This window comes from Bulleidia sp. zg-1006 (assembly GCF_016812035.1).
In the GTDB taxonomy this organism is placed as follows: Bacteria; Bacillota_I; Bacilli_A; order Erysipelotrichales; family Erysipelotrichaceae; genus Bulleidia.
The window spans coordinates 981,091-1,005,844 of record NZ_CP069178.1; the positions used below are offsets into that span (position 1 = coordinate 981,091).

The following is a 24,754-nucleotide window of genomic DNA, read 5'->3' on the forward strand; positions in this document are numbered from 1 at the left end:
AGGATAGAGAATTTGATGAATTTAAAAGAAAGGTTTTCAAACAGTGCTAAAAACTTAAAAGATGTCCGTTATCTTGCCATCATGGCTATTTTCATTGCTTTAAAAATTATCGCTACCAACTATCTTCACATCACTGTATCCCATAATTTAAGAGCTGGATTTGGATTTGTTTTAGTGGCAGTTGAAGCTAGTATCTTAGGTCCTGTGGCCGGCATGCTGTCAGCAGCTATTACCGATACCCTTGGTTTTATGTTGCAACCAAATGGGACTTACTTTCCAGGCTATATCTTAACCGCTATGTTAGGTAGTTTCTTTTACGGCATCTTCTTATATGGCAATCAAATTAAAGTTCGTCATTTAATTCTAGCTAAAATGTGCAACTCCATCTTTACCAATATTTTCTTAAATAGTCTTTGGTCCTCTATGCTTTATACCAAAAAAACACTTTGGGGCTATATGACTGCTTCAGCCATTAAAAACACAAGTTTATTCCCACTGGAAGTTATTCTTCTCCTTCTATTATTCAATGCTTTAATTCCTATTCTTAATGCCAAACATCTACGTACAGTCAAAAATGACTTTCCATTGCGTTTCTAGGCTTTTCAAAATGCCTTTTGTTTTGGAGTATAATGGTGAAAAGAGGATTATGTATATGAGCTTTTTAAAGAAAACAAAAAATACAGATGAACTGGTGGATACGGTTTTTTCGTTATCCGAAACAGCAAAGAAGGATTTCGAGCCAACAACAGTTAATGCGACAATTGGTACTTTGTATGATGAAAATGGTCAACTATTCGCTTTTGATAGCGTCTTTGCGCCATATGATGAAATTCCCCATACGGTTAAAGCCGCTTACGCTTCAGCCTTTAAAGGAAATGAAAATTATCGTCAAGCCATTTTAAAATGGGTTTTTCAAGATAAAAAAGTTCAATTTAAAAAAGAAGTCATTGCGACACCGGGGGGTACAGGAGCTGTCGCCCTAGCTTTTTCGAATTTCTTAGAAGCAGGTCAAACGGTTTTAATCCCTGAGATTGCTTGGCCTGTGTATCAGTTAATGGCTAGTGAACATAATTTAAAAGCTGTTTATTATTCCTTATTTGAAGAAAATCATTTTAATTTAAATGGTCTTAAAAAACTTATTTTAGAACAGCTTCCATCCAATGATAAATTCCTGCTTGTCATCAATGATCCATGTCAAAATCCAACTGGTTATAGCTTAAGTCTTTCCGAATGGCAAGAACTGGTTTCTTTTCTAAATAGCTTACCTAAAGATAAGCACATCATTTTATTAAATGATGTGGCTTATATGGATTATACTTTCCATAGTGATGGTCGTGCTTTCTTAGAAGTTTGGAATGAATTAGATCATAACATTTTAGCTTTGATTGCTTATAGTTGTTCTAAAAGCTTTACCTCTTACGGTATGCGTCTTGGTGCTTTACTTATGCTCCATCAAAAACAAGAAGTTGTGGATGCTGTGCTACATGTCATGGATAAACAAGCACGTTCTTTGTGGTCAAATATATCCAATTCCGGTATGGAAAATATTGCCAACATCTTAATTCATCCGGAAGCTTATTTAAAAGAAAAAGACTTAGCCGTTCAATTATTGAAAAAAAGAGCTGACTTATTTATGCAACAAGCTGATGCTTGTGGTTTACGCTATTATCCTTTTAAAGAAGGTTTCTTCTTGACCTTGGTTTGTGATGAAAAACGAGAAGCTTATCATCAAGCTCTTATCAAGCACCATATTTATTGTGCTCTTGTTCCAAAGGGAATTCGTATTGCCCTTTGTTCCTTACCATTAGTGAAAATAGATGGTCTAGCCAAACGCTTAAAAGAAATACAAGGAGAATTATAATGCCAGCCGCTACAACTCATGACATCTTTGCGAAGGCCGTGTATCGCTTATATTCACCATCTGTTCGTCAAGAAATTCCTTTTAATGCGCTTTATCTTTTAGGCTCTCAAGGTCCGGACTTTCTTTTCTTCTCCTCCACTTCTTTTGGTCAACTTAATCAATTAGGCAGGCGTTTGCATCGGGAGAAAGTAAAAGAAACATTAGAATTTCTTACATCGTATCAGCAACTAAAGCCACGTTTAAAGCCCTATGTAGCAGGTTTTATTTCTCATTATGTATTAGACGCTTTCTCACATCCCTTTATTGACGCCAAAGCGAAAGAGCTAAATCATAAGAATGCTCATATTGAAATTGAATCACAGATTGATACTTGGTCTTTGTCTCAACAAGGATTGAAAATTCAAGATTATCGAGTGCATAAACACGTCCATCTAAACCATGTCAATAAAGAATTAGTCGCTACAATGTATCAGTGTTTATTCAAAGAAATCTTTCATGTGGATGTAAAGGTCAAGAAACTTATTTCTTGTTTGGCAGACTTTGAGATTGGTTTACTGCTTTTAAAACCAAATGCGACCAAATTCAAATGGGTAAGGCGTATTGAAAAGTTTTATGGCTTAAATCCCTTTATATCTTCGATGATGCTAAAACAGGACTCAGCTTTAGATTTTCTAAATTTACAGCATGAAGCCATCCAAACAGAATTAGGTGTCAGTAAACTAAGTTATCCTGAAGTTTATGGTAAAGCATGTGTTGTCGCAGCTTCGATTATGAACGAACATTTAGATCCTTACTTGCTTTGTGACTTCAATGGTCGACCAATAAAAAAAGACACAAACGACTAATCGTCTGTTTGTGCCCAGCTTGGCAATTCTTCACCCTTACGAACTAAGATAGTCTTTTGGTAATCCGTTTGATTGAGGTAACGAAGGATGGCTTCCTCTTCCTCAGGACTACAGCCCACTAAAATCTTAACATCCATTTCGCGACTAAGAATATCAACTGCTATCACTAAAGAAGTAATCTTATTCCGATTTTCACTACCGGCATAAAGACTAGCACCATTACCATTGGTACTCTTAGTTTCATTTACATAACCATAGTCAGCCGGATAAATTAAATTTGGAAATTGGGGATGTCTTTCCCCTTTTTTTCTTAGAATGGTATATCCACTTGATAAAAATAGTGTATCAACCTTTTGCCAAAAATAAGCACTGTTTTGTAGTTCCATACGATTCCCCTTGAACATCTTTATCATTCTACTATTTTCAAAAGAAAATGTAAATAATTACGAAACATTTTGAAACTTTTTACATGTGTTTCAATGGGATTTTTAAATGTTGCAACATAGCTTCACAATCATAGATTTCATATTTCGACATTACCGCTGCCACAATCGCTAAACAAGCATAAGCATCCGAACCGGCATGATGATGATTCAAAGGAACATCCAAATACTGTGCTACGGTATTTAATTTATGATTGACCAATAAAGGAAAGGCTCTTTTGGATAAAGGAACCGAATCAAAATAAACTACCTTTGGTAAAGGACAACCTGTATTCAAGCAACAATCTCGTATCACCGACATATCAAACAAAGCATTATGGGCTACGACAATTCCACTTTCCAACAAGTCTTTGATCTTTGGATAAACCTCCGGCAAAGTTGGTGCATCCTGTACATCCTTAGGGTGAATACCATGTACCTTCATATTGAAGTATTCAAAGTGATTGGCGTTTTTAGCCGGCTTAATCAAACTATAAAAAGTTTCTTCTAATACCCCATCTTCTAAAACACTTAATCCAATTGCACACATACTTTTATGATTAGAATTGGCGGTTTCGACATCCACTGCAATAACTCTAGTCATGGTCTTCCTTCACATGTAAATACGTGACTTGGAAGATTTTTTCAATATGTTCATCATCCATTGAATAAAAAACATTCTTACCTTCTTTACGCATACGCACCAATTTTGTTTTCTTTAAAGAAGCGAGCTGATGGGAAATGGCTGATGTACTCATATTCAATAAAATAGCTAAATCACCCACACACATCTCTGAAACAAATAAGGCCGACATAATTTTCAAACGAGTTCCATCCGCAAACATTGAAAAAATCATCGACATACCGGCAATATCTTCCTCTGTAATCATTGCCATCTTCGCTTTCGCAACTGCTCTTTCGTCTACAATACTCATGCTTTCCCTTCTTTCTTTGGCGCATATCTATCCATATACACTTGAATCCTTTTTTTATTATAAAATGGTATCACTTGAATGGAATCATCACATAACACAAAACGGATTCGATCTTGTTCCCAATCTTTTTCATAGGACCAACGATACAGTTCATCCCAATACAATAAAAAGACTTCCTCTCTTTTTTGATATAAGACCAAATAATCTTTCGTTACTTCTAGTAAAGGAATATCAGGAAACTGGAATAGACAAATTAAACAATACGCCGCTATCACAAGACCCATCAATCCCCAGACCACATTTACCGCAAACAAAGCCAATGATAAAAATAATACCATATATAGCACAAATTTCGGTTTAGCATAAAAACGTTTTTCAATCAATCGTCGGCTATCCAAATTAGCCACCGCTATCACGTGCGATTTCATGGAAATATTATAGCACTTTCTATTTTCCTGTTATAATACTAAATTGGAAGAGAGGTTCTATGAAAAGCCCTATCAATTTTGAAATTACACATATTTGTAAACAATCAGCAGCTAGAACCGGTATCCTTCATACGCCACATGGTGATGTGGAAACGCCCATGTTTATGCCTGTTGGCACTTTAGCTACTGTTAAATTCATTTCTCCGGAAGAACTTTATGCGATGCACACCGGTGTTGTTTTAGCCAATACGTATCATTTATGGCTAAGACCCGGTGAAGATATTATTGCTAGGGCTGGGGGTGTTCAAAAATTTATGAATTATAAAGGACCCATGTTGACAGATTCAGGAGGCTTTCAGGTTTTCTCTCTTTCGGATACAAGAAAGATTGCTGAAGAAGGTGTTTACTTCAAGAATATCTTCAATGGGGATTCTTTATTCTTATCTCCCGAAAAATCCATTCAAATCCAAAATAAAATTGGTGCAGATATTATAATGTCTTTCGATGAATGTATCCCTTACCCCGCCACGTATGATTACGCTAAAAAGTCCATGGAAAGAACACTTCGTTGGGCAACGCGCGGTAAAAAAGCCAATGAGCGCCCTGATGAACAAGCTTTATTTGGTATTGTTCAAGGTGGGGATAATGAGGATTTACGCCGTTATTGTGCTGAGAAACTAGTTGAAATGGACTTTTCCGGTTATGCGATTGGTGGTACTTCCGTTGGTGAAGATAAAGAAACGATGATGCGTATGGTGGATTATTGCACCCCTTATCTGCCGGAAGATAAACCAAGGTATTTAATGGGGGTTGGAGCGGTGAATGATTTATTAGGAGCGGTCTTAAGAAATATTGATATGTGCGATTGTGTCCTACCAACTCGTATTGCTCGTCATGGTACTTTATTAACCAGTGAAGGTCGTATCAATATTCATAAAGCAATTTACAAGGATGACTTTCGTCCTTTGGATAAGAAATGTGATTGCTATTGTTGTGAAAATTATAGTCGTGCTTATCTTCACCATCTTTTCAAAACCAAAGAAGGTTTTGGAACTCGCTTAATGTCGATTCATAATATTCGTTTCTTAATTCGTTTAATGGAAAAGGCAAGAAAGGCGATTAAAGAAGATCGTTATTTGGACTTTATGAATGAAACCCTAGCCAATATGGGCTTTGATGAAAGAGGATTTTAGATGAAAACAGATTGGAAAACCGGTGATTTTGATTATGATTTGCCCCATGAACTCATTGCTCAAAGTCCTTTAAAAGACCGAGCAACTTCTAAAATGTTATGGATTCATAAGCAAAGTCAAAGTTATGAAGACAAACATTTCCATGATATTGTGGATATTTTAAAACCTGGGGATGTCATTGTGAGAAATAACACTCGTGTTATCCCAGCCCGTTTATTTGGTATTAAAGAAGAAACCGGTGCTCATGTGGAATTATTATTATTGAAACAAAACGAAAAGGACGTTTGGGAATGTTTAATCGGTAATGCTAAAGTGGTTAAAGTTGGCACAATGGTTTCTTTTGGTGATGGATGTTTAAAGGCACAGTGTCTTTCTATCAAAGAAAAAGGACTTCGTCAAATGAAGATGATTTATGAAGGTATTTTTACAGAGATACTGGATGAATTAGGACAAGTTCCTTTACCACCTTATATTAAGGAAAAACTAGCTGATCCAGAACGCTACCAAACCGTGTACGCAAAAGTAGAAGGTTCAGCCGCCGCTCCAACCGCCGGCTTACACTTCACCAAAGAAGTGGATGAACAATTAAAAGCTAAAGGAATCACAATTGTAGAAGTGACGCTTCATGTTGGCTTAGGTACTTTTCGACCAATGGATGTTGAAGATGTCCATGATCATGTCATGCATTCAGAAGTCTATGAAATGTCTAAAGAAACAGCTTCTATTTTAAACCGAGCAAAACAAGAAAAGAGACGTATTGTTGCGATTGGAACCACTTCCGTTCGTACTTTAGAAACCGTTTGGAATCGCTTTGGTCAATTTCAAGAATGCCATGGTGAAACAACTTTGTTCATTTATCCTGGTTATGAATGGCACACTTGCGATGTAATGCTAACGAATTTTCACTTGCCAAAGTCCACTTTGTTAATGATGATTTCTTCTTTTATGGGCTATGAATTTACGAAAGAAGCCTATCGCCATGCGGTGGATGAAAAATACCGTTTCTTCTCTTTTGGCGATTGCATGTTGATTGACAATGACTGAAGAAGAAAAGAAAGAATATATCAAATACATCCAAGGCATTCGCCATTCTTTTAAAACCAACTATTATTTACAGTCTTTAAAAGAGATTGAAAAGAATAAAAAAGAAAAACCCGGTCATAAACCAAGTTTACTCTTGCATGTTTGTTGTATTGTTTGTGCTTGTTGGCCTTTGGAATTTCTTCGTGAACACTTTGATGTAACGATTATATTCAATAATTCTAATATTTATCCTGAAAGTGAATATCATAAACGTTTTAATGAAGTTAAACGGTATCTTCATGAGCGTTACAAGGACGAAATACCAATCATTGAATTGCCTTATCGACAAGCTGAATTTATTGAAAAATTAAGACCTAGAGCAAGTGATCCGGAAGGATGGAAACGTTGTTTTATGTGCTATGAGGATCGTATGGTTGAATCTTATCTTTATGGTGAAGAACATGGCTTTGATTATTTCACAACAGTTATGACCTTTTCACGCCAAAAGAACTCGCAAAAAATCAATCAAATTGGCGCCTCTTTACAAGAGCATTTTTCTAAAACTAAGTATTTCTTCTCGGATTTCAAGAAAGCCGATGGCGCTAAAAAAGCGAATGAACTTGTTCAAAGATATCATATCTATCGCCAAGATTATTGCGGTTGCATCTACTCTTATCAAGAAAAGATACATCATGATAAACAAAAATAAAACCCATTCATTTCAAAAGATGAACGGGTTTTATTTAGACGATGTCTTCCTCTGCATCCGACCAATAGTAAGTAAGGTCTTCTTTTTGAATAATCCTCTGATTCACAACGAAAGAATATACCAATTTTTGTGATAACTTATCCCTTTACCATCACTTTCGCATTATCGATAAATGAACTAACCGTTTCTATCCCCTTACTTTTCCTACAATCATTGTACTAAAGTCAAAAAACAGTTACAATTCTTTTTAAATCTGCTATATTTTCCAAGGGGTGATTTCATGAAAGAAAGGATTATTCATCAAGACCTTAAACTAATACCTTATTACCAAAATGATGAAGTATTCCTTGCTTGGTATCAAGATTTAGATATCTGTAAACAAGTTGATAACCGAAATAAACCATATGATTTAGAAAGCTTACATCGTATGTACAATTACCTAAACACACATGGTGAATGCTACTACATTGAATACAAAGGTGTTTTAATAGGTGATATTTCTTTGCGAGATAATTCCGAAATAGCCATTGTTATATCCAAACCATATCAAGGAAAACACATTGGTAGAAAATGCTTGTTAGAAATAATAAAACTAGCGAAGGAAAAAGGTATGTATAAAGTTATTGCCAATATCTATTCTTTCAACAGACAAAGTCAATACCTCTTTCAAATTCTTGGTTTTCAAAAAACAGAGGATGAATGGTATGAATTCATCCTTTAAAACAAAGCACTTTTAGGATTTTGATATAAACTTTAATCTTGCCTCAGCACATAAATTTTATATTAAATCTTTGTTATGAACCTAACAAATCATGATATAATATGATGAAGGTATGTGCTCGTGGCGCAAGTGGACAGCGCATTTGATTCCGAATCAAAAGGTTATGAGTTCGAATCTCATCGAGCACACTAGAAAAGCTTGTTGATTGTATTTTATAGCGATTTCAACAAGCTTTTTTGTGTAGTTAATTATTCAACAAAATAAGTTTTCCTGATGAAAACAAAAATTTTACTTCAATTGCTTTACCTAAGGTTTCCCCATCCACATGAATATAAACAGGCTGATTAAACTTAAAGTGTTCCTGATCTTTTTGTTCAATATGTACATAGGGTGTATTCACATGCTTACCATCCCTAGCACTTGGTATCAAGCTCACCATGCGAAAACGCTTAATTTTAGAAATTTTAACAAAATCCAATAAACCATCTTCCGCACTAGCGTTAGGACTAAATAAGAAACCGCCACCCTCATAGCGTTGATTCATCACCGCAATAAAGGCAATTTCTTCCTTTTCATCGCTTAAAGAAAATGGTTTATATTCAAACATGGATAAAGCACCATAGGCAAGATAAACCAAATGTCCCATACCAATCTTATTCAATGGTGCTTTCCAATGACTTTTGGATACATGGTAACAAGCCAAAGCATCATAGCCAATTCCACAAGAAATCAAGAAACGACGTCTTTGTGGATAATCCCCTTGTAAAATTTGAATTTCCGGAACATCCACTTGCCGATATCCCTCTTTCAAAATAGCCTCTAAAGCCACTTGTGCATCACGCGTAATATTCATTCCCCGACCAAAATCATTTCCCGATCCACTTGGTATATACCCCAAACGAACCTTTGTGAAATCGCGAATGGCATTGACCGCTAAATTCATCGAACCATCCCCACCAATAATAATGACATCCATCACTTGTCCATGCTGTAAACCTTTTAAAATATCGTTGACATCATGGTTTTTCGTCGAAAAGAATACTTGATATAAAATACCTCTTTTCTGAAATTCATTTTCTACATACAACCATGTTTTATTTCGGTACGATCCTGAACCGGGATTTACAATCACATAATACACAAAGCCTATTCCTCCTCAAATCTAAGGATACAATTTTGTCCATCCCCACTTATTTTTACATTCGGATAAATTGCTTTCAACTCATCTTCATACATTTTCGGAAATGGCATGGCTGGTGAATAGTGCGTTAACCAAAGTTGTTTCACTTGACACTTTCGAGCGATATCGCAAGCTTCTTGCATCATCATATGCTTATTCATTTGTGCATTCTCTATCTTTTCAACATCACCATACATTCCTTCCGCCACCAACAAATCCACCTGTAAAGACTGTTGCACCAAGGAACTAGCCGGTCTAGTATCTGTCGCATATACAAAAGAAATACCTTTTCTCTTATCTCCTAAAACAGCGCTTGGTTGAATTTCTTGACCATTGAAAGTAATCGTTTCTCCCTTTTGAAGTTTAGACCAATATTGCACCGGCAAACCGAAAGCCCGTGCTTTTTCAACTAAGAATTTTGGTTTTCTCTTCAAATCAAAACGGTATCCCAAACATTCCACACTATGCACCAATGGAAACGCCTGTACCTCTAAATCTTCTAGTCTAAAATGAGAATGACCATCCATTTCAATGCATTCAATCGCAAAGGGAATAAAACGAGCAATTAAGCTAACCCCTTGAATAATTTCCTTTAGTCCTTTTGGTCCATAAATACGAATTGGTTCCGTACGGCTATTTTTTGCCATAGTTAGCAATAAACCGGGTAGACCGGCCGTATGGTCCGCATGATAGTGCGTCAAAATAATCGTATCAATTTGTTTCAAAGAGAGCCCTTGTTCTTGTAGAGCAATCTGTGTTCCCTCACCACAATCTATCAAAGTAGCTTTCCCTTTGACCTTAATATATAGCGAAGTTAACCAACGGTTTGGTAATGGAACAGTTCCACCAGTTCCAATTAAATGGACTTCTATCATGTTGCCTCTTTCTTACTGTTGTTTTAATAATTCCGATAACTTCGGCATTAATTGCTGTTTACGAGAAATAATTTTCGGATCAAAACCGCTATGGTCATCAATAATGGTTTCCAATAAATCCTTTAACACATAGCCCATTGGACCACCATACACAAAGTAAGAACCATTGCCCAAGACATCGGTAAATAACATAACTAATAAATCCAAATCTTTCTTCTCTTGTTCCTTGAAAACCTGTTCTTTCATCTTTGGTATCAAGGATTGCACTTCTTCTGTATGAGAGAAATTTGTTTGCCCAATCGCAATGTGATAATGATCCACATCGTAGAACTTCAAATCGCGGTAAAGAATATCCTTTGGGGTTGAATCCTTTAAAGCAACCGAAGCCGCCAGCATTTCAATCGCATAAGCATTCACATCTTCAATTTCCGCAATCTTAGCCAAATATTCCACTGTATCTTGATCTTCTTGCGTTGTTGTTGCTGACTTAAAATTCAAGGTGTCTGATAAAATAGCGGACATCATTATCCCTGCCATTTGTTTGGATGGTGCTAAACCAGCTTCTTTGTATAAAAGATTAACAATCGTACAAGTACAGCCACAACGATGATTGCGGTATTCAATTGGATGACTCGTTGTAATATCACCAATATGATGATGATCCACAATCGCTACAATATCCCCCTTATCAATATTTTGCATCGATTGATTGGTCGCGGAATGGTCTACCAAAGCAATTTGTAACTTATGATAATTTCTTGTATGGTATCGTGAAACTCCACCAACGATATCCCCCTTATCATTTAAAACCGGATAGGAACGCACACGTGAATGATTCATCTTCACAGCAACATCTTCCACATACTCCATATCCAAAAAAGTGATTGGATTAGCTGACATAATTTGTTCCACTGAATAACTCTCATTGATAACAGCTGCCGTGTGCATGGTACTTTCAGATGTTTCAATAATGGCACAACCCCAACGCTTCGCTTCATTAATCACCTCTAACGATGCACAAGTCGCCATCGTTAAGATAAGACACTTAGCTCCCTCTCGAATCGCATCGATTTGGCGCGTTGAACCCACCGACATCATCACAATACAATCCCTTAATTCATAGGGGCTATCTTCCATCTTTTCCACTGTAATCACATGAACTTGACCATTAAAGCTGAAATGTTCCGGTTGAAAACGAATGTGACCACCAATGGTTCTTGAAATGTTCGCTAAAGTAGCGGTCTTCATCAATTGTTCTAAGTCTGTTTCCGGATGAAAACGAAAACGCGATAAATCAGAAGTTGTGCAAACCCCTTTTAACCTTCCCTCATCATCCACAACAAATAGACTTCTATTTTGTGTATTTTCCATCAAATGCCAAGCATGATGAACTGTCTCATGTGTTTTGATGGTCGTTGGTGTATCCAATTCAATATCACACAAACGAGCTCTAGCATCCGTCATCAATAAAGGATTATCCAAACCAAAACGCTTTAAAATAAACTTCGTTTCTTCATTTAATGGTCCTTGTCGACAAGGTAATGCTTTTCTTCCTGTTTCATTCAATAAATTCGCATACGCAATGGCACTACAAATCGCATCACTATCCGGATGCCGATGACCACTCACATAAATTGTTTCATTTAACATTAATAACTTAATACCTCATTTCCTTCTTCAGTGATTAAGATCGTATATTCCCATTGGGCAGAATCTTTACCATCTCTGGTTGAAATTGTCCAATCATTATAAGGATCAATGACCACGCCGGCTCCACCTGCATTAATCATTGGCTCAATGGTAATCACCATGCCGGGAACTAAAACCATGCCTCTTCCTTTCTGACCAATATGAGCAACGAAAGGATCTTCATGGAATTCCAAGCCAACGCCATGACCACCAATATCGCGAACAATCGAATAACTGGTTTTTTTGATGTAATTTTGTATAGCATAACCAATATCACCCACATGAGCCCATGGTTGGGCCGCCTTTAAGCCCATTTCCAAAGCTTCTTTCGTAACTTCGCAAAGTTTCTTCCTTGCTTCTGAAACCTCACCGATGTAAAACATTCTCGAAGCATCCCCATAATAACCATCCACAATCGTTGTACAATCCACATTGATGACATCCCCATCATGAAGTTTCTTTAATCGCGTTGGAATACCATGACAAACTTCTTCATTCACAGAAGTACACACGTGCTTTGGAAAGCCTTCAAAATGATAAGGGGCACAAATACCACCATTTTGTTCGGTGAATTCAGCCACAATATCATCAATTTCTTGTGTGCTCATACCCACATGAATGTGTTTTTCAACTTCATCTAATACAGCTGTATTCAAGGTAGCAGCTTTACGAATGCCTTCAATCATGGTTGGTCTTTTGATATACTTATCGGCAATCACCGTTTCCCCATGTCTTCTTAGCATCTGCATTTTTTCTAAGATATGACTGGGAATGGGTTCTTGTTCCATGATTTCTTTCCATTTTTTTTGATCCATATTTTCTCCTATTCGTTTGTACTACCAATACCACCATTACGCATGGTTTCAACTTCCTCTTCTTCCGCTAAACCATATTGCACAAAAATCCCCTGTACAAAACGATCACCGGCTTTTAAATCCACTGTCTTGGATGCATGCACTTTCACTAAAATATGACCCTCATTATCCGATTGATAATAATCACGATCAATAACACCAATACTATTATCCAAGGCCAAACGGCACTTAAATCCCAAAGAAGATCTTGGTACCACTAGTAAAACATAACCGACCTTTATTCTAGCACGAATTCCTGTTGGAATTAGCTGACCTGCCTGATTTATATTGACATCCAGAGGACAAACAAAATCATAACCAGCTGAACCGGCCGTACTACGCTTTGGTAATTGTACAAACTGATACGCCTTCTCAATCTCTTCTTCACCATAGCCTTGTTTTAAAAAATCTTTTTTAAATTGTTCATAACTCACTTTTTCAAATTTTGCGATAGCCATAATTCATCCTTTCATCATTTCAATAAAGAACTGCACCAACACATATTCATTTGGATAAATATTCAAAGCCTCTTCTTCATTCATCCATTCCCTGCCCGAAACTTTTGTTTGTAATAATGCCTCAAAGGCCTCTCCAGGATTCAATCCCTTCTTCTTTTTTAAAGAAATATGTTCTATCAAAGCCTCTTTAAAGGCTATCAGTAATTCATTCTTCAAGGCTTCATAGGAATAAATGATTTCATCATTCAAATTAGCGAAAACCATTATTTCTTCTAAAAAAGAAATGAATAGACCTTTTTCATCCAATTGTTTCTCAAGACTAAAAGCTAAAGCTCTTTCTTGAATATAACCGGCATGAATATGACTATCTTTCGTATGAATCACTTCAATCTTTCTTTCATAACGAAGTAAATTCACAAAGAAAGAACGGAAAAACCGAGGTGTTGGAAAATGTTGGAAAGTATAATGATAACCATCATAATCCCCGAGTGCTTTCCTAGTTTCAAGATAACCTAAGCGACGATTTCTAGCCAACATCTTCACATCAAATTCTAAGAAATGAGGTAATTCTAAGTGTGGGTGCACATAGGTAATAAAAGGAACACCGACACATTCCGGATGTAGTGGCTTTTCTCCTAAATCCACCACAAATAATTCATCAGCCCCTTTTTGTAAAGCACAATCAATCGGCACATTATCAAAGTAGCCACCATCAATGTAGTCTTCCCCATCAATCGTACATACTGGAAAAGCCGGGTAGGCAGAAGCACTGGCTAATAACCATTCTTTGCCATGTACCTTCATCATTTCTTTATTCACATAAACGCCGGATTTATCTTTTGCTCGAGCTACCACAATCCCGAAATCAATCGGACTAGAGAAAAACTTTTCTTCGTCATAATAATCATCAATCATCTGCTTTAAAGGACTAACATCCAATCCTTTTTGTTGAAAATAAGCGCGGATACTAGTAGACAAATTTTTGCGTTGTTCAATCAATGTATGAAACTTCAAGTCATCAGGAATGAAATTTTGAACAATTTGGTCTCTTGTTAGTTGGGCATACATATCTTTCATCTTATCCCAATCGTTTTGAACCAATAATAAGGCATTTAAAGCACCGACCGATGTTCCACAAACCAAATTAAAATGATACGCATCTCTTTCTTTCAATGCTTCTACCGCTCCAAGTTCAAAGGCCCCCTTTGTGCCACCGCCAGATAAAACTAAGGCTCTCATTTCTTTTCACCTCTTTTTGTTCATCATAGCACAAAACCTTAAACTCATTATATAATGGGATGAGTAAAAAGGAGTTTTTAACATGAAATTACGCGTTGGTGTTTTTTTTGGTGGTGAGTCGGTTGAACATGAGGTATCAATTATTTCTGCCCAGCAAGCCATCCATGCCTTAGATAAGAATAAATATGAAGTCATCCCTCTTTATATCGCAAAAGATCGTAAAATTTATTACAATTTAGAAAAATTTTTCGCGGTGGAAAGTTTCACTAATCTTCCGGCTCTATTAAAGGAAAGTACACAGGTAACTTTGGTTAATTTAGGTAATGAATGTGTCATTCGTCCAATTCATACTGGCTTTTTTCAAAAAAAGGATTTAGGAAATATTGATTTAGCTATCCCTGTTATACATGGCACCACCGGTGAAGACGGTATCATTCAAGGTCTATTTGAAATGCTGAAAATCCCTTTTGCGGGGTGTGATATTTATGGGTCTGTTGTTGGTCAGGATAAAGTATTCCAAAAACATATTCTTCATGACAATCACTTACCAATTACACCTTGGTTTTGGGTTTATGGACAAGATATTGAAAACTATCAAACACAAATCTTAGAAAAAGTGAATACCCTAGGCTATCCGGTCATTTTAAAACCGGCTCGTACGGGGTCTTCAATCGGCATCTCCGTTGCTCATAATCATGAAGATTTTTTGGAATCATTTAAAGACGCAAGGCGTTATGATGAAAAAGTTATTATTGAAAAAGTTATCAAACCAATGCGAGAAATCAACTGTTCTGTAATTGGTGATTATACCGGTTCAAAGGCTTCCGTTTTAGAAGAAGTAACCCAACAAGAAAAGGAATTATTAGACTTTGATAAAAAGTATGGAGCTGGGGGGAGTAAAGGGGATTCTGGTATGGCGGCGACTTCAAGAATGGTGCCCGCTCCTTTATCTAACGAAGAAACAAAATACATTCAACAACTGGCAAAAGACACTTTCCGTGTTTTAGATTCAGCTGGTGTTTGTCGTATTGATTTCATTATGGATGCTGAAACGAAGAAAATTTATGTGAATGAAATTAATACTATTCCCGGCTCCCTTGCTTTCTATTTATGGCAAGAAGAAGATGTTGATTTCACTAAGCTAATGAACCAACTGATTACCCTAGCTTTAGATAGAGAACGTCGTCGTAATCAATTAACCACTTCTTTTTCATCTAATATCTTGGAAAATATGGCAAAAGGTGGTAGTAAGGGTTCTAAAGGAAGTAAAACTTCATCTTGATAAGGATAGCTTTGGAAAAAATGCCGAACTTTCTATATAATGGAACTATAAGAAAGCGAGGTTATTATGTCAACTCCACACAATAGTGCTGAAAAAGGTCAATTTGCGAAAACTGTCTTAATGCCCGGTGATCCATTACGAGCAAAATTCATTGCTGAAACATTCCTGGAAAATCCTGTCTTAGTGAATAACGTTCGTGGTATCCAAGGCTATACAGGAACTTGGAAAGGTAAGCCGGTATCCGTTATGGCTTCTGGTATGGGTATGCCATCCATTGGTATTTATAGCTATGAGCTATTCAAGGATTATGATGTTGAAAATATCATCCGTATTGGTTCTGCCGGGGCTTATGTTCCGGAGTTAAAGATGTTTGATGTTATCTTAGCCAATGCGGCTTATTCTGAAAGTAGTTATGCAAAGGTACAATCAGGTTATGAAGATGAATATGGTTATCCATCGAAAGAACTAAATGAAAAGCTATTGAGAGCAGCTAAAAATTTAGATATTCCCGTTCATGAAGGTGTTATTCATAGCTCAGATGTTTTCTACAACGAAGCTAAGAGTCGCCTTGAAGAATTAGTCAATGAGAAACATTGTCTTTGTGTTGAAATGGAAAGCTTTGCGTTATTCAACAATGCTCGTATCTTAGCTAAGAATGCGGCTTGTTTATTAACCATCTCCGATAGTGTTGTCTCTCATGAAGCAACCAGCGCAGAAGAAAGACAAACCAGTTTCACCCGTATGATGCAAATTGCTCTTGATGCAGCCGTTGCGGACTAGAAGTTAAAAAGAAATGGAAATCCATTTCTTTTTAACTATCTAAGTAAATGTGATCAATATTCAAGTGATAAATCACATCTTTTCTTTCCACAACCACTTGTATTTTCTTGCGAATTTCATCGGTCATTTGTATACGATGAAGAAGTTCTCTGGTTGGATTGATACAGCTTGGATATCCGGTTTCCTCAAACATCGCAAAGTCACCGTTGGTATCTCCATATGAGTAGCACTCTTGTAAATTTAAATCATATTGTTTAGCTAATTGATGAATGGCTTTTCGTTTACTTTCAGCATCCCACATCGGAGTTACTTCTCCTGTGTAGTAACCCTTTTTATCCACATGGTAAATGGTTCCACGCCAATCATCAAATTCATATTTCTCTGCCATTTTCTTCACCAACGCATCCGGCGAACCGGAAATCGCAATAATTTTATGACCTAATTCTTTATGTTTCTTAATTTCATTACGGGTAAATTGATACACTCTTTCCCCCTTTTGTTGAATCACGCGATCCGCAATTAGAGTAATGTGTTCCGAAGAAATACCAACGGACACTTCCTTGAAAATAGCGACCATTTTCTGTAAATAATCATCATAGTCCCCTTGGCGTCGATCCCAAGCTAAATAAGCTGGTTGAACTTCATCACGCCAGCGTTCCCCTTCAATAATTTCATGGGTAACGAGCTTCTTAAAAACCTCGGTAATCAACCCTTCTCGATAAATTGTTCCATCAATGTCAAAAAAAGCGGCGACTTGGCTCATAGAAACACCTCCTTATTTTTTGCATTATACCACTAAACAGGAATTGAAATGAACTCAGAACAATTGTAGAATAGTGCTGTACACGTTGATGGAGAAGGCCTTAGAACAGAACCTTTTAGCGAGTCTATGATGGTGAAAGTTAGACAAGGGAAGTTGTATGCGCTAAAGACTCTGGAGTGAACCGGTGAAAAACGTTACTTTTGACTAAATAGGCGGAATAATTCCGTAAATTAGGGTTGGTACCACGAACAAGCACTTCGTCCCTAAACGAAGTGCTTTTATTGTCTTAAGGAGGTTATATGGCAAACAATCAGAAACAAGAATTACCATTAAACGACCAAATGCAAGCGCGTTTAGATAAGATGAACGCCTTAGTTGAACAAGGAATTGCCCCTTTTGGTCAAGGATTCCACCAAGAATCCCATGCCCAAGAAATCAAAGATTTGTATGGATTTAAAAGCAAAGAAGAATTAGAAGAAAATCCAGTTGAAACAACCGTTGCCGGTCGTATCATGATGAAGCGCAGAATGGGTAAAATGGGTTTTATCTCCTTACTAGATAAGACTGGTCGCATTCAAATTGTGATGAATCAACGCATTGTTGGTGAAGAAAGCTATGAATTATTCAAAAAAAGTGATTTAGGGGACATCATCGGCATTAAAGGTTCTATTATGAAAACACAAACAGGTGAATTGTCACTTGAAGCGCATGAATACACTCACCTAACAAAAGCTTTACTGCCTTTGCCCGATAAATTCCATGGTCTGCAAAATAAAGAAGAAAGATACCGCCGTCGTTATTTAGACTTAATCACCAATGATGATTCCAGAAATGTGGCAATTTTAAGATCAAGAATTATTTCTGCTATTCGTCATTACATGGATTCCCAAGGTTATATCGAAGTTGAAACACCTGTTTTACAACCTTTATTAACCGGTGCATCAGCTCGTCCTTTTATCACACACCATAATGCTTTAGACCGTGATTTCTATCTTCGTATTGCAACGGAATTACCTTTGAAGCGATTAATTGTTGGTGGTTTGGAACGTGTATATGAAATTGGTCGTATTTTCCGTAACGAGGGAATGGACTTAAAACATAATCCTGAATTCACTACTATGGAAGCTTATTGTGCTTATTCTGATATGCAAGGCATGATGGATTTAACCGAAGGTCTTTATGAAAATGTAGCGATGGAAGTCTTTGGTAAGACAGACTTTGTATTCATGGGTAAGACAATTTCTTTAAAACCACCATTCAAGAAATGGAATATGGTCGATGCAGTCAAGGAATGCACCGGTATTGATTTCTGGAAAGAAATGTCTGTAGAAGAAGCCCTTCAATTAGCGAAAGAACATCATATTGAAGTAGAAGAGCACCAAAAGTCTGTTGGTCATATCATTAGTTTATTCTTTGAAAAATTCTGTGAAGATAAGATTGAACAACCAACCTTTATTTGGGGTCATCCAATCGAAGTTTCCCCACTGGCGAAAAAAGGTAAAGACCCTCGTTTCACAGAGCGCTTTGAATTAAGCATTATGGGTATTGAGATGAACAACGCTTTCTCTGAGTTAAATGATCCAATTGACCAGAAACAGCGTTTCTTAGATCAATTAGTTGCTAAAGAGGCTGGGGATGAAGAAGCTTCAGAAATGGATCAAGACTATGTAGAAGCCTTAGAATATGGTCTTCCTCCAACAGGTGGTATTGGCTTTGGAATTGACCGTTTCGTTATGTTACTGACAGGAAATGAGTCCATTCGTGATGTTCTCTTATTCCCAACCATGAAGCCTTTAGGAACAGAAGGAAAGAAATTATCGAGTTCAAAGGATGATGGTTTCTTTATAGCAAACGAAAAACTTGATTTCTCAAAAGTTAAGATTGAGCCTTTGTTTGAAGAAGAAGTTGATTTTGAAACTTTCTCTAAATCTGATTTCCGCGCTGTTAAAGTGAAAGCTTGTGAAGCTGTTCCTAAATCCACTAAGCTATTGAAGTTTACTTTAGATGATGGCTCTGGTGTTGACCGTATTATTCTATCGGGGATTCATATGTACTATGAACCAGAAGAATTGCTTGGCAAAACCTTAATCGCAATCACAAATCTGCCGGCCCGTAAGATGATGGGAATTGATTCTTGTGGGATGATTATTTCCGCTATACACACTGAAAAGGAAGAAGAGGTGCTTCATGTCTTAATGGTGGATAATCATATTCCGGCCGGTGCTAAGTTATACTAAAACAAAAAGCTGTATGTGAATGAGGTGACCCCTTAAAGTTAGACTTTTTTACGAGACGACCTCGGTTGTCTCGTTTTCTTTATGTAGTTAAAAGATGATGCCTGTATTGAACAGAAATCCTCAAACTTTTCTTTTATTCGTTGCTCGTTATAATACTGTATAAATATTTCTATCTCTAATCTCAATTCATCAAAACTATAGTACACAACACCATGTTGCTTTTTGATTTCAATAAAAGCACATCTTCTTTTCCCTTTAATAAATGGACCTTAGATACTTAAAAATATTCACTTAGTAATATCATTTTATCTAAATCAGGAAAACTGTATTCTATGTCCCTTCATTATCAGTCTAAGTTTCCAACAATTAAGTCATGCTTCTCTACTACCTTGTAAGTACAGTTTTTCCACAGCCATGTCCGGTTATAGATTATCGTTTTAAATAGACAAAGCCTTTGCTATGCAAAATGCTATTTTTTCTATCACAGATACTACAACACTATTTCCTGCTTGCTTATATAATCTAGTATTGCTCAAATCTTTTGGTAATTTGAATGTTTTAGGAAAACCTTGAAGATTAAAACACTCACGAGGTGTTAATTTTCTTATACCTGTGTTACATCTTATCAAAGGAACATTGTGTCCTCCTGTCCCCATATTTGCTGTTAAGGTAGGACACACCTTACTTTTATTTTCTCTTACATAAATTCTACGCCACTGATAAATTGTATGTGACGTTTTCATATTATTCTCTAACTCGTTAAAAAATTTACAATTTTCACTCGTGTAATAATATTTACTATCTTGTTTATGTTTAAAATCAATAACATCAGATAATTTTGTTTCCATTAAAATGGGCAATGGGAAATGAAATTTTTCGTATTCTAAGTCATTTAGAAATCCAACAATGTAAATTCTTTCCCTATTTTGAGGAATATTTCCATATTCACAAGCATTTAAAACTTGTTGTTGCACTTTATATCCTAAGTCGTTCAATTCTTCCAAAATTACTCTAAATGTATTCCCGTTATCATGGCTTACCAAATTTTTTACGTTTTCAAAGAAAACAACTCCAGGTTGTTTATTTAGTTTTCTTTTTTCTTTCAAAATTCTAACCATCTCAAAAAATAATGTTCCTCTGCCTTTTTCATCATCAAAACCCTGTCTATATCCTGCCAAAGAGAATGATTGACACGGAAAACCGCCAACCATAATATCAAAATTAGGAATTTCTTTTCCTTTCACATCTTTGATATCTCTTACATCAACTTTTAAATTAAAATTACTTTCATATGTTATAGCAGGATATTTATCAATTTCATTTGCATAGACAATCTCAAAGAGACCAGTATTCTCAAAACCTAAGTCAATTCCTCCTACACCTGAAAAAAAACTACCTACTGTCCTTTTTTTCATACGTTTTCCTCCTTGTTTAAATTATTTGCGGCACGTCGCACATTTATAGCAGAAAAGAAAGGAATGCTCCTGCTCCTCTCTGCTATTTCTTGCGTTCAATCGTTTTATCTCGAATGTTGAAAATTACATCAGGTTCTAACTGATAGGCTTCAACAATCATTTTTTGAATTGAAAATCTAGGTCTACGACCTTGCTTTTGCTGATCTTCAACAATTTGGGTTGAATTAACCTTTATGCTTTTTAATTTTTCAGAGTTAATCCCTGTGCGATATATTTTTAACACATCATCGTATTTCTCTAGTCTAACAAAAACCAAATCATCAAAACGTTCAGAGGGACTAAAACTATTAGGTGCAGAAGTTTTTTCTGCACTACTTCCTTTAATTTCAATAATCAAAGGATTATTTGGGTCAGTCATATCAACCGCATCACCCTCGCTACCTTTTTTGTTTACCATAATATTCAAGGCATAACAAGCCATATATTCTGATAGTTCCGATGGGAAATTTATTCCTCTAGTTCCGGATAGGGTTTTAATTTCAGCATCAAGCGTTTTCCAGTGGAAATATGTATCTACTACTTGCTTAATTCGTGCGGCGTCTACTTTGACCAGTTCCATTTTTTCTATTCTTTCAATATTACTATTCATTTATGACGGGGAGCATTCCGTTGAGATATTATAGCATATATGTTTTAACAAAAAATAAAGGTAATACTATAAAGAAAAATATTTGAAAATCATTATGAAAATAACTCTTAAAAAATACTATCTGATTCAATCCTTAAAATATTTCTATAATTATATTTTTAAAAGTAGGAAAACAAAGATTATTTCTTAATATCCGTTTATAGCCTTTTGTTTAGAATACATCACTCCCCTATTTTGTTTACCTAGAAATAACTCTTTTTCTCTTTCATCTGTGGATGGTTTCCTGCATAATAAAATAAATGGAGGCATTTTTATAATTATTTCGACTGAAATAATGAAATGCTGTTGATACCATAATAAACACTAGATAGGAGAAAAAAATTATGCCGTGTACCACCTTATTAGTTGGTAAAAAAGCCAGTTATGATGGCTCAACCCTGATGGCTAGAAACGAAGATTCCCCAGCCGGAGAATTTACAGCCAAGAAATTTGTGGTCGTTCATCCGGAAGAGCAAGCAAAAATATATCAATCGGTTTTATCTCATGTGGAAATTCCATTACCGAAAAATCCTATGCGTTATACCGCTATGCCCGATGCTTTAGGTAAGATCGGTATTTGGGCAGCGACTGGTGTCAATGAAGAAAATATCGCCATGACGGCAACGGAAACCATTACTTCCAATGAACTAGTCCTAGCAGCGGATCCTTTAGTTGAATACAAGACCGCAACGGATAATCGTCCTGAAATCATTGGTGGCATTGGCGAAGAAGACATCGTCACCCTTACCCTGCCTTACATTCATTCCGCTCGTGAAGGTATTTTACGCTTAGGTTCTTTATTGGAAAAATATGGTACTTATGAAATGAATGGGATTGCCTTTCAAGATGTGGATGAAATCTGGTGGTTAGAAACCATTGGTGGTCATCATTGGATGGCAATTCGTGTACCTGATGATCAATACGTTGTTATGCCTAACCAATTAGGAATTGACCATTTTGACTTTGCGGATGCTTATGGAAATGCTGAGAATTATCTATGTTCTAAAGATTTAAAAGACTTTGTGCAAGATAATTTCTTAGACTTATCCTTAGATGGAACTTTCAATCCGCGATGGACTTTTGGTTCTCATGCGGATGCTGACCATGTGTATAACACACCAAGAGCTTGGATGATGCTAAAATACTTTAACCCAAACACCTATCAATGGGATGGTGAACATGCCGATTACAAACCAGAAATGGATAGTTTACCATTTGCTTTAAAACCAGAAAGAAAGATTACGATTGAAGATGTAAAATACGTTCTTTCTCATCATTATCAAGGGACTGATTTTGATCCCTACAGCAACCACGCTAATCCTTTATTAAAAGGAAAATATCGTCCTATTGGTATTAACCGTAATAACTTCTTATCCTGTACGCAAATTCGCCCTTATATGCCAAAGGAAAATCGTTCAATAGAATGGGTTTGTTATGGATCAAATGTATTTAATGCTTTTGTGCCTTTTTATACCACTATTGAGAAAACACCGGATTATTTAGCTAATACCACAGCTGAAGTAACCACTGAAAACTTCTATTGGGCAAATCGTATTATTGCCGCCTTAAGTGATGCTCATTTTGCGGAAACAGCGAATACGATTGAACGCTACCAAAATACGGTTCAAACTCAAGGTCATGCCCTCATTCGTCAAAACGACCAACAATTCTTGGCAACGAAAGATATTTCCTTACTCCAACAAGCCAATGAAACCATTGCTCAAATGGCGAAAAAAGAAACATATCTAACTTTAGATAAGGTTCTATATACAGCTAGCTTGTTGATGAAGAATGGATTCTCGCGATCGGATGCCTAAACAAGCCACAAAAGTTTATCGGTTTTTATGTTCTTTATATGATAAAATTAAGTTATAAATAAGGGAGAAAATAGATGAAACATGTATTTATTTGTGAATCTTGCGATAAGATTCATATCTTAGAAGAGGGTGAAAAACGCTTTTGTGAAACCGACGGGAAACCTTATCTGGACACTGGATTAACAGAAGAAGAATGGAACACCAAATCGGATGAAGAAAAAGAAGTCCTCAAAAAAGAAGTTTTCAAAAAGTCCATTGATTTAGATAACATCAAAGAAAAGGCTCAACACACGCTTGGCAATGTCGTCAATGCAACGAAAAAATGGGATGAAAGCATCCCTAATGATTTTGCGGATAAAGAAAGGTTAAAAGTACAAGGCATTTCGTTGAATCTAAGTGAAATCATTTATTTAGTGGGATTTGTGTCTGTTATCTTAGGAAGTATCTTGCCCTACTATTCAATGCTTGGCAAATCCATGAATTTAATCGCACCAACAGGTAGTCTTGGTGATGGTTTTATTTTCTTTATTCTAGCTATTGCCGGCATCGCTACAATCTTTTTTAAACAAAAAATTCAATGGAAATATAAATCCTATATTCTGCCTGGATTGGCTTTGATTACCATTTTACTTGGCTTCATTACTACTGGGCAAATCAATAAAACCCTTCAAGAAATCAGCTCTCTGGGTTCTGCCTTTGGTTTAGGTAAAAAAATGACTTCTTCTCTTTTACAAAAAGGAATCGGCTATTACCTATTCCAATTAAGTCGCCTTGTCTTAATTGCCGGTATTATTTTAGAAGCTTATAAATTCTACAAACAAAATGCCTCAAAGACCAGTAAATAAATTTGGATGAATTTCCCTATCCTTCCTTGGAATGTCATAGAAGGAACAAATGTGAAGGCTTGGCGTACATTGGGCTTGAGCTTATTCACGATAACCGCTTGTTGATGGCGTTTGTGATTCGCAACAATACTGAAAAAAAGTATTAGTCCTATTCATTAAAGAAAGGAGAAGAAATGATTTCTTCTCCTTTTTCCATTCTTCTCTTCCTATTATTTTAATCGAATGGTTAAATACGTTGTTCCAAAACGTTGGTCAGCCAATTCATCAAAAAAGTTATCCACCTCTCGTTCTCCAAATGTATTAATCAATTCTGCATAGGAAATTTCCTTTAATTTCGTCAAAAAATAAATAGGACTTAAAATTTCCGTGGTCTGAAATAATTCATGATTATCCTCAATAATGATGGCCTTTTGTTCATCATCCACATTCCGATTATAAACAGCTAAAAGATCCTTGACTAACATTGTACGACTTACTCCCTTTCCCCTATTCATT

General features: G+C 36.2%; 27 protein-coding genes and 1 tRNA gene. 13 read left to right on the forward strand and 15 right to left on the reverse strand.

Annotation, left to right across the window (positions count from 1 at the left end; all coding sequences use genetic code 11):
• The first annotated feature begins 15 nt into the window (after window positions 1-15).
• The 3 genes from JOS54_RS04925 to JOS54_RS04935 are packed head-to-tail and all read left to right on the forward strand — an operon-like array spanning window position 16 to window position 2,706.
• Window positions 16-597 carry a folate family ECF transporter S component gene (locus JOS54_RS04925; protein WP_203244514.1) on the forward strand — a complete coding sequence of 194 codons (582 nt, stop codon included), beginning with the start codon at window positions 16-18 and terminating at the stop codon, window positions 595-597.
• A 55-nt stretch (window positions 598-652) separates the two neighbouring features.
• Complete coding sequence (locus JOS54_RS04930) at window positions 653-1,861, forward strand: pyridoxal phosphate-dependent aminotransferase (protein ID WP_203244515.1); 1,209 nt, start codon at window positions 653-655, stop codon at window positions 1,859-1,861.
• Window positions 1,861-2,706 (forward strand): zinc dependent phospholipase C family protein, encoded by an 846-nt coding sequence (locus JOS54_RS04935; protein ID WP_203244516.1) that lies wholly within the window; start codon window positions 1,861-1,863, stop codon window positions 2,704-2,706. The genes JOS54_RS04930 and JOS54_RS04935 overlap by 1 nt, the downstream gene beginning before the upstream one ends.
• Here JOS54_RS04935 and JOS54_RS04940 read toward each other — a convergent pair.
• The 4 genes from JOS54_RS04940 to JOS54_RS04955 form a co-directional block, all read right to left on the reverse strand.
• Window positions 2,703-3,092 (reverse strand): Inorganic pyrophosphatase, encoded by a 390-nt coding sequence (locus JOS54_RS04940; RefSeq protein ID WP_203244517.1) that lies wholly within the window; start codon window positions 3,090-3,092, stop codon window positions 2,703-2,705. The two genes, JOS54_RS04935 and JOS54_RS04940, sit on opposite strands and share 4 nt — an antisense overlap.
• Window positions 3,093-3,171: 79 nt before the next feature.
• Window positions 3,172-3,732 carry a 3'-5' exonuclease gene (locus tag JOS54_RS04945; protein WP_203244518.1) on the reverse strand — a complete coding sequence of 187 codons (561 nt, stop codon included), beginning with the start codon at window positions 3,730-3,732 and terminating at the stop codon, window positions 3,172-3,174.
• Window positions 3,725-4,063: a metalloregulator ArsR/SmtB family transcription factor gene (locus JOS54_RS04950; RefSeq protein ID WP_006627100.1), complete on the reverse strand. Its 339-nt coding sequence runs from the start codon at window positions 4,061-4,063 to the stop codon at window positions 3,725-3,727. Before JOS54_RS04950 ends, JOS54_RS04945 begins: the two co-directional genes overlap by 8 nt.
• A complete protein-coding gene (locus JOS54_RS04955; protein WP_203244519.1) occupies window positions 4,060-4,491 on the reverse strand; it encodes a hypothetical protein in 432 nt (143 codons plus the stop codon). Before JOS54_RS04955 ends, JOS54_RS04950 begins: the two co-directional genes overlap by 4 nt.
• Before the next feature lie 59 nt (window positions 4,492-4,550).
• On the opposite strand from JOS54_RS04955, the gene tgt reads away from it, so the two are divergent.
• The 5 genes from tgt to JOS54_RS04980 all read left to right on the forward strand — a co-directional run bounded on the left by tgt (window position 4,551) and on the right by JOS54_RS04980 (window position 8,325).
• Entirely contained in the window at window positions 4,551-5,684 is a 1,134-nt protein-coding gene (tgt, locus tag JOS54_RS04960; protein WP_203244520.1) for a tRNA guanosine(34) transglycosylase Tgt, read from the forward strand.
• Window positions 5,685-6,728 carry a tRNA preQ1(34) S-adenosylmethionine ribosyltransferase-isomerase QueA gene (gene queA, locus JOS54_RS04965; protein ID WP_203244521.1) on the forward strand — a complete coding sequence of 348 codons (1,044 nt, stop codon included), beginning with the start codon at window positions 5,685-5,687 and terminating at the stop codon, window positions 6,726-6,728.
• Window positions 6,721-7,416, forward strand: coding sequence for an epoxyqueuosine reductase QueH (locus tag JOS54_RS04970; RefSeq protein ID WP_203244522.1), 696 nt, complete (start codon window positions 6,721-6,723; stop codon window positions 7,414-7,416). Before queA ends, JOS54_RS04970 begins: the two co-directional genes overlap by 8 nt.
• 280 nt (window positions 7,417-7,696) lie before the next feature.
• The gene (locus JOS54_RS04975; protein ID WP_203244523.1) at window positions 7,697-8,137 is read left to right on the forward strand and encodes a GNAT family N-acetyltransferase; all 441 of its coding nucleotides are present in this window, start codon (window positions 7,697-7,699) and stop codon (window positions 8,135-8,137) included.
• Window positions 8,138-8,251: 114 nt separating this feature from the next.
• Window positions 8,252-8,325: transfer RNA gene (locus tag JOS54_RS04980), tRNA-Arg, on the forward strand.
• Between the two features lie 56 nt (window positions 8,326-8,381).
• Here the strand turns inward: JOS54_RS04980 and JOS54_RS04985 are convergent.
• From JOS54_RS04985 to JOS54_RS05010, 6 genes are read right to left on the reverse strand one after another with little or no spacing between them, the layout of a single operon-like run.
• Window positions 8,382-9,278, reverse strand: coding sequence for a diacylglycerol kinase family protein (locus JOS54_RS04985; RefSeq protein ID WP_203244524.1), 897 nt, complete (start codon window positions 9,276-9,278; stop codon window positions 8,382-8,384).
• A gap of 5 nt (window positions 9,279-9,283) precedes the next feature.
• Window positions 9,284-10,192, reverse strand: a complete 909-nt coding sequence (locus tag JOS54_RS04990; RefSeq protein ID WP_203244525.1) for a ribonuclease Z — start codon at window positions 10,190-10,192, stop codon at window positions 9,284-9,286.
• 12 nt (window positions 10,193-10,204) lie between these two features.
• Window positions 10,205-11,842, reverse strand: a complete 1,638-nt coding sequence (locus JOS54_RS04995) for a putative manganese-dependent inorganic diphosphatase (protein WP_203244526.1) — start codon at window positions 11,840-11,842, stop codon at window positions 10,205-10,207.
• Window positions 11,842-12,696 (reverse strand): type I methionyl aminopeptidase, encoded by an 855-nt coding sequence (gene map, locus JOS54_RS05000; RefSeq protein WP_203244527.1) that lies wholly within the window; start codon window positions 12,694-12,696, stop codon window positions 11,842-11,844. The genes JOS54_RS04995 and map overlap by 1 nt, the downstream gene beginning before the upstream one ends.
• An 8-nt stretch (window positions 12,697-12,704) precedes the next feature.
• Window positions 12,705-13,193 (reverse strand): deoxyuridine 5'-triphosphate nucleotidohydrolase, encoded by a 489-nt coding sequence (locus JOS54_RS05005; protein ID WP_203244528.1) that lies wholly within the window; start codon window positions 13,191-13,193, stop codon window positions 12,705-12,707.
• Between the two features lie 3 nt (window positions 13,194-13,196).
• Window positions 13,197-14,432, reverse strand: a complete 1,236-nt coding sequence (locus JOS54_RS05010) for a patatin-like phospholipase family protein (protein ID WP_203244529.1) — start codon at window positions 14,430-14,432, stop codon at window positions 13,197-13,199.
• Window positions 14,433-14,514: 82 nt separating this feature from the next.
• Between JOS54_RS05010 and JOS54_RS05015 the strand changes: the two genes are divergently transcribed.
• A complete protein-coding gene (locus JOS54_RS05015; protein WP_203244530.1) occupies window positions 14,515-15,714 on the forward strand; it encodes a D-alanine--D-alanine ligase family protein in 1,200 nt (399 codons plus the stop codon).
• A 66-nt stretch (window positions 15,715-15,780) separates the two neighbouring features.
• Entirely contained in the window at window positions 15,781-16,494 is a 714-nt protein-coding gene (gene deoD, locus JOS54_RS05020; RefSeq protein WP_203244531.1) for a purine-nucleoside phosphorylase, read from the forward strand.
• A 31-nt stretch (window positions 16,495-16,525) separates the two neighbouring features.
• Here deoD and JOS54_RS05025 read toward each other — a convergent pair whose 3' ends face one another.
• Complete coding sequence (locus JOS54_RS05025) at window positions 16,526-17,257, reverse strand: HAD family phosphatase (protein ID WP_203244532.1); 732 nt, start codon at window positions 17,255-17,257, stop codon at window positions 16,526-16,528.
• A gap of 299 nt (window positions 17,258-17,556) precedes the next feature.
• On the opposite strand from JOS54_RS05025, the gene lysS reads away from it, so the two are divergent.
• Entirely contained in the window at window positions 17,557-19,494 is a 1,938-nt protein-coding gene (gene lysS / locus JOS54_RS05030) for a lysine--tRNA ligase (protein WP_203244533.1), read from the forward strand.
• A 38-nt stretch (window positions 19,495-19,532) separates the two neighbouring features.
• Here lysS and JOS54_RS08000 read toward each other — a convergent pair whose 3' ends face one another.
• The 3 genes from JOS54_RS08000 to JOS54_RS05040 all read right to left on the reverse strand — a co-directional run bounded on the left by JOS54_RS08000 (window position 19,533) and on the right by JOS54_RS05040 (window position 21,528).
• Entirely contained in the window at window positions 19,533-19,700 is a 168-nt protein-coding gene (locus tag JOS54_RS08000; protein WP_370541392.1) for a hypothetical protein, read from the reverse strand.
• A 231-nt stretch (window positions 19,701-19,931) separates the two neighbouring features.
• A complete protein-coding gene (locus tag JOS54_RS05035) occupies window positions 19,932-20,909 on the reverse strand; it encodes a DNA cytosine methyltransferase (protein WP_203244534.1) in 978 nt (325 codons plus the stop codon).
• Between the two features lie 82 nt (window positions 20,910-20,991).
• Window positions 20,992-21,528 (reverse strand): Bsp6I family type II restriction endonuclease, encoded by a 537-nt coding sequence (locus JOS54_RS05040; RefSeq protein WP_203244535.1) that lies wholly within the window; start codon window positions 21,526-21,528, stop codon window positions 20,992-20,994.
• A 413-nt stretch (window positions 21,529-21,941) separates the two neighbouring features.
• On the opposite strand from JOS54_RS05040, the gene JOS54_RS05045 reads away from it, so the two are divergent.
• Together JOS54_RS05045 and JOS54_RS05050 are read left to right on the forward strand one after the other, a co-directional pair.
• The gene (locus tag JOS54_RS05045) at window positions 21,942-23,414 is read left to right on the forward strand and encodes a C69 family dipeptidase (RefSeq protein ID WP_203244536.1); all 1,473 of its coding nucleotides are present in this window, start codon (window positions 21,942-21,944) and stop codon (window positions 23,412-23,414) included.
• Between the two features lie 74 nt (window positions 23,415-23,488).
• Entirely contained in the window at window positions 23,489-24,259 is a 771-nt protein-coding gene (locus JOS54_RS05050; protein WP_203244537.1) for a hypothetical protein, read from the forward strand.
• A 209-nt stretch (window positions 24,260-24,468) separates the two neighbouring features.
• Here JOS54_RS05050 and JOS54_RS05055 read toward each other — a convergent pair whose 3' ends face one another.
• Window positions 24,469-24,753, reverse strand: a complete 285-nt coding sequence (locus JOS54_RS05055; protein ID WP_203244538.1) for a hypothetical protein — start codon at window positions 24,751-24,753, stop codon at window positions 24,469-24,471.
• Window position 24,754: the final 1 nt, after the last annotated feature.

Bases quoted from the DNA above. Each gene is read 5' to 3' on its own strand.
- JOS54_RS04955 (WP_203244519.1), bottom strand. From the start codon at position 4,491: ATGAAATCGCACGTGATAGCGGTGGCTAATTTGGATAGCCGACGATTG.
- lysS (WP_203244533.1), top strand. From the start codon at position 17,557: ATGGCAAACAATCAGAAACAAGAATTACCATTAAACGACCAAATGCAA.
- JOS54_RS05005 (WP_203244528.1), bottom strand. From the start codon at position 13,193: ATGGCTATCGCAAAATTTGAAAAAGTGAGTTATGAACAATTTAAAAAA.
- JOS54_RS04930 (WP_203244515.1), top strand. From the start codon at position 653: ATGAGCTTTTTAAAGAAAACAAAAAATACAGATGAACTGGTGGATACG.
- JOS54_RS04970 (WP_203244522.1), top strand. From the start codon at position 6,721: ATGACTGAAGAAGAAAAGAAAGAATATATCAAATACATCCAAGGCATT.
- JOS54_RS04990 (WP_203244525.1), bottom strand. From the start codon at position 10,192: ATGATAGAAGTCCATTTAATTGGAACTGGTGGAACTGTTCCATTACCA.
- JOS54_RS05045 (WP_203244536.1), top strand. From the start codon at position 21,942: ATGCCGTGTACCACCTTATTAGTTGGTAAAAAAGCCAGTTATGATGGC.
- deoD (WP_203244531.1), top strand. From the start codon at position 15,781: ATGTCAACTCCACACAATAGTGCTGAAAAAGGTCAATTTGCGAAAACT.
- JOS54_RS04950 (WP_006627100.1), bottom strand. From the start codon at position 4,063: ATGAGTATTGTAGACGAAAGAGCAGTTGCGAAAGCGAAGATGGCAATG.
- JOS54_RS04940 (WP_203244517.1), bottom strand. From the start codon at position 3,092: ATGGAACTACAAAACAGTGCTTATTTTTGGCAAAAGGTTGATACACTA.
- JOS54_RS05015 (WP_203244530.1), top strand. From the start codon at position 14,515: ATGAAATTACGCGTTGGTGTTTTTTTTGGTGGTGAGTCGGTTGAACAT.
- JOS54_RS04975 (WP_203244523.1), top strand. From the start codon at position 7,697: ATGAAAGAAAGGATTATTCATCAAGACCTTAAACTAATACCTTATTAC.
- JOS54_RS05025 (WP_203244532.1), bottom strand. From the start codon at position 17,257: ATGAGCCAAGTCGCCGCTTTTTTTGACATTGATGGAACAATTTATCGA.
- JOS54_RS05035 (WP_203244534.1), bottom strand. From the start codon at position 20,909: ATGAAAAAAAGGACAGTAGGTAGTTTTTTTTCAGGTGTAGGAGGAATT.
- JOS54_RS04935 (WP_203244516.1), top strand. From the start codon at position 1,861: ATGCCAGCCGCTACAACTCATGACATCTTTGCGAAGGCCGTGTATCGC.
- queA (WP_203244521.1), top strand. From the start codon at position 5,685: ATGAAAACAGATTGGAAAACCGGTGATTTTGATTATGATTTGCCCCAT.
- JOS54_RS05010 (WP_203244529.1), bottom strand. From the start codon at position 14,432: ATGAGAGCCTTAGTTTTATCTGGCGGTGGCACAAAGGGGGCCTTTGAA.
- JOS54_RS05050 (WP_203244537.1), top strand. From the start codon at position 23,489: ATGAAACATGTATTTATTTGTGAATCTTGCGATAAGATTCATATCTTA.
- JOS54_RS04995 (WP_203244526.1), bottom strand. From the start codon at position 11,842: ATGTTAAATGAAACAATTTATGTGAGTGGTCATCGGCATCCGGATAGT.
- JOS54_RS04925 (WP_203244514.1), top strand. From the start codon at position 16: ATGAATTTAAAAGAAAGGTTTTCAAACAGTGCTAAAAACTTAAAAGAT.
- JOS54_RS05055 (WP_203244538.1), bottom strand. From the start codon at position 24,753: ATGAATAGGGGAAAGGGAGTAAGTCGTACAATGTTAGTCAAGGATCTT.
- JOS54_RS05040 (WP_203244535.1), bottom strand. From the start codon at position 21,528: ATGGAACTGGTCAAAGTAGACGCCGCACGAATTAAGCAAGTAGTAGAT.
- JOS54_RS04945 (WP_203244518.1), bottom strand. From the start codon at position 3,732: ATGACTAGAGTTATTGCAGTGGATGTCGAAACCGCCAATTCTAATCAT.
- tgt (WP_203244520.1), top strand. From the start codon at position 4,551: ATGAAAAGCCCTATCAATTTTGAAATTACACATATTTGTAAACAATCA.
- map (WP_203244527.1), bottom strand. From the start codon at position 12,696: ATGGATCAAAAAAAATGGAAAGAAATCATGGAACAAGAACCCATTCCC.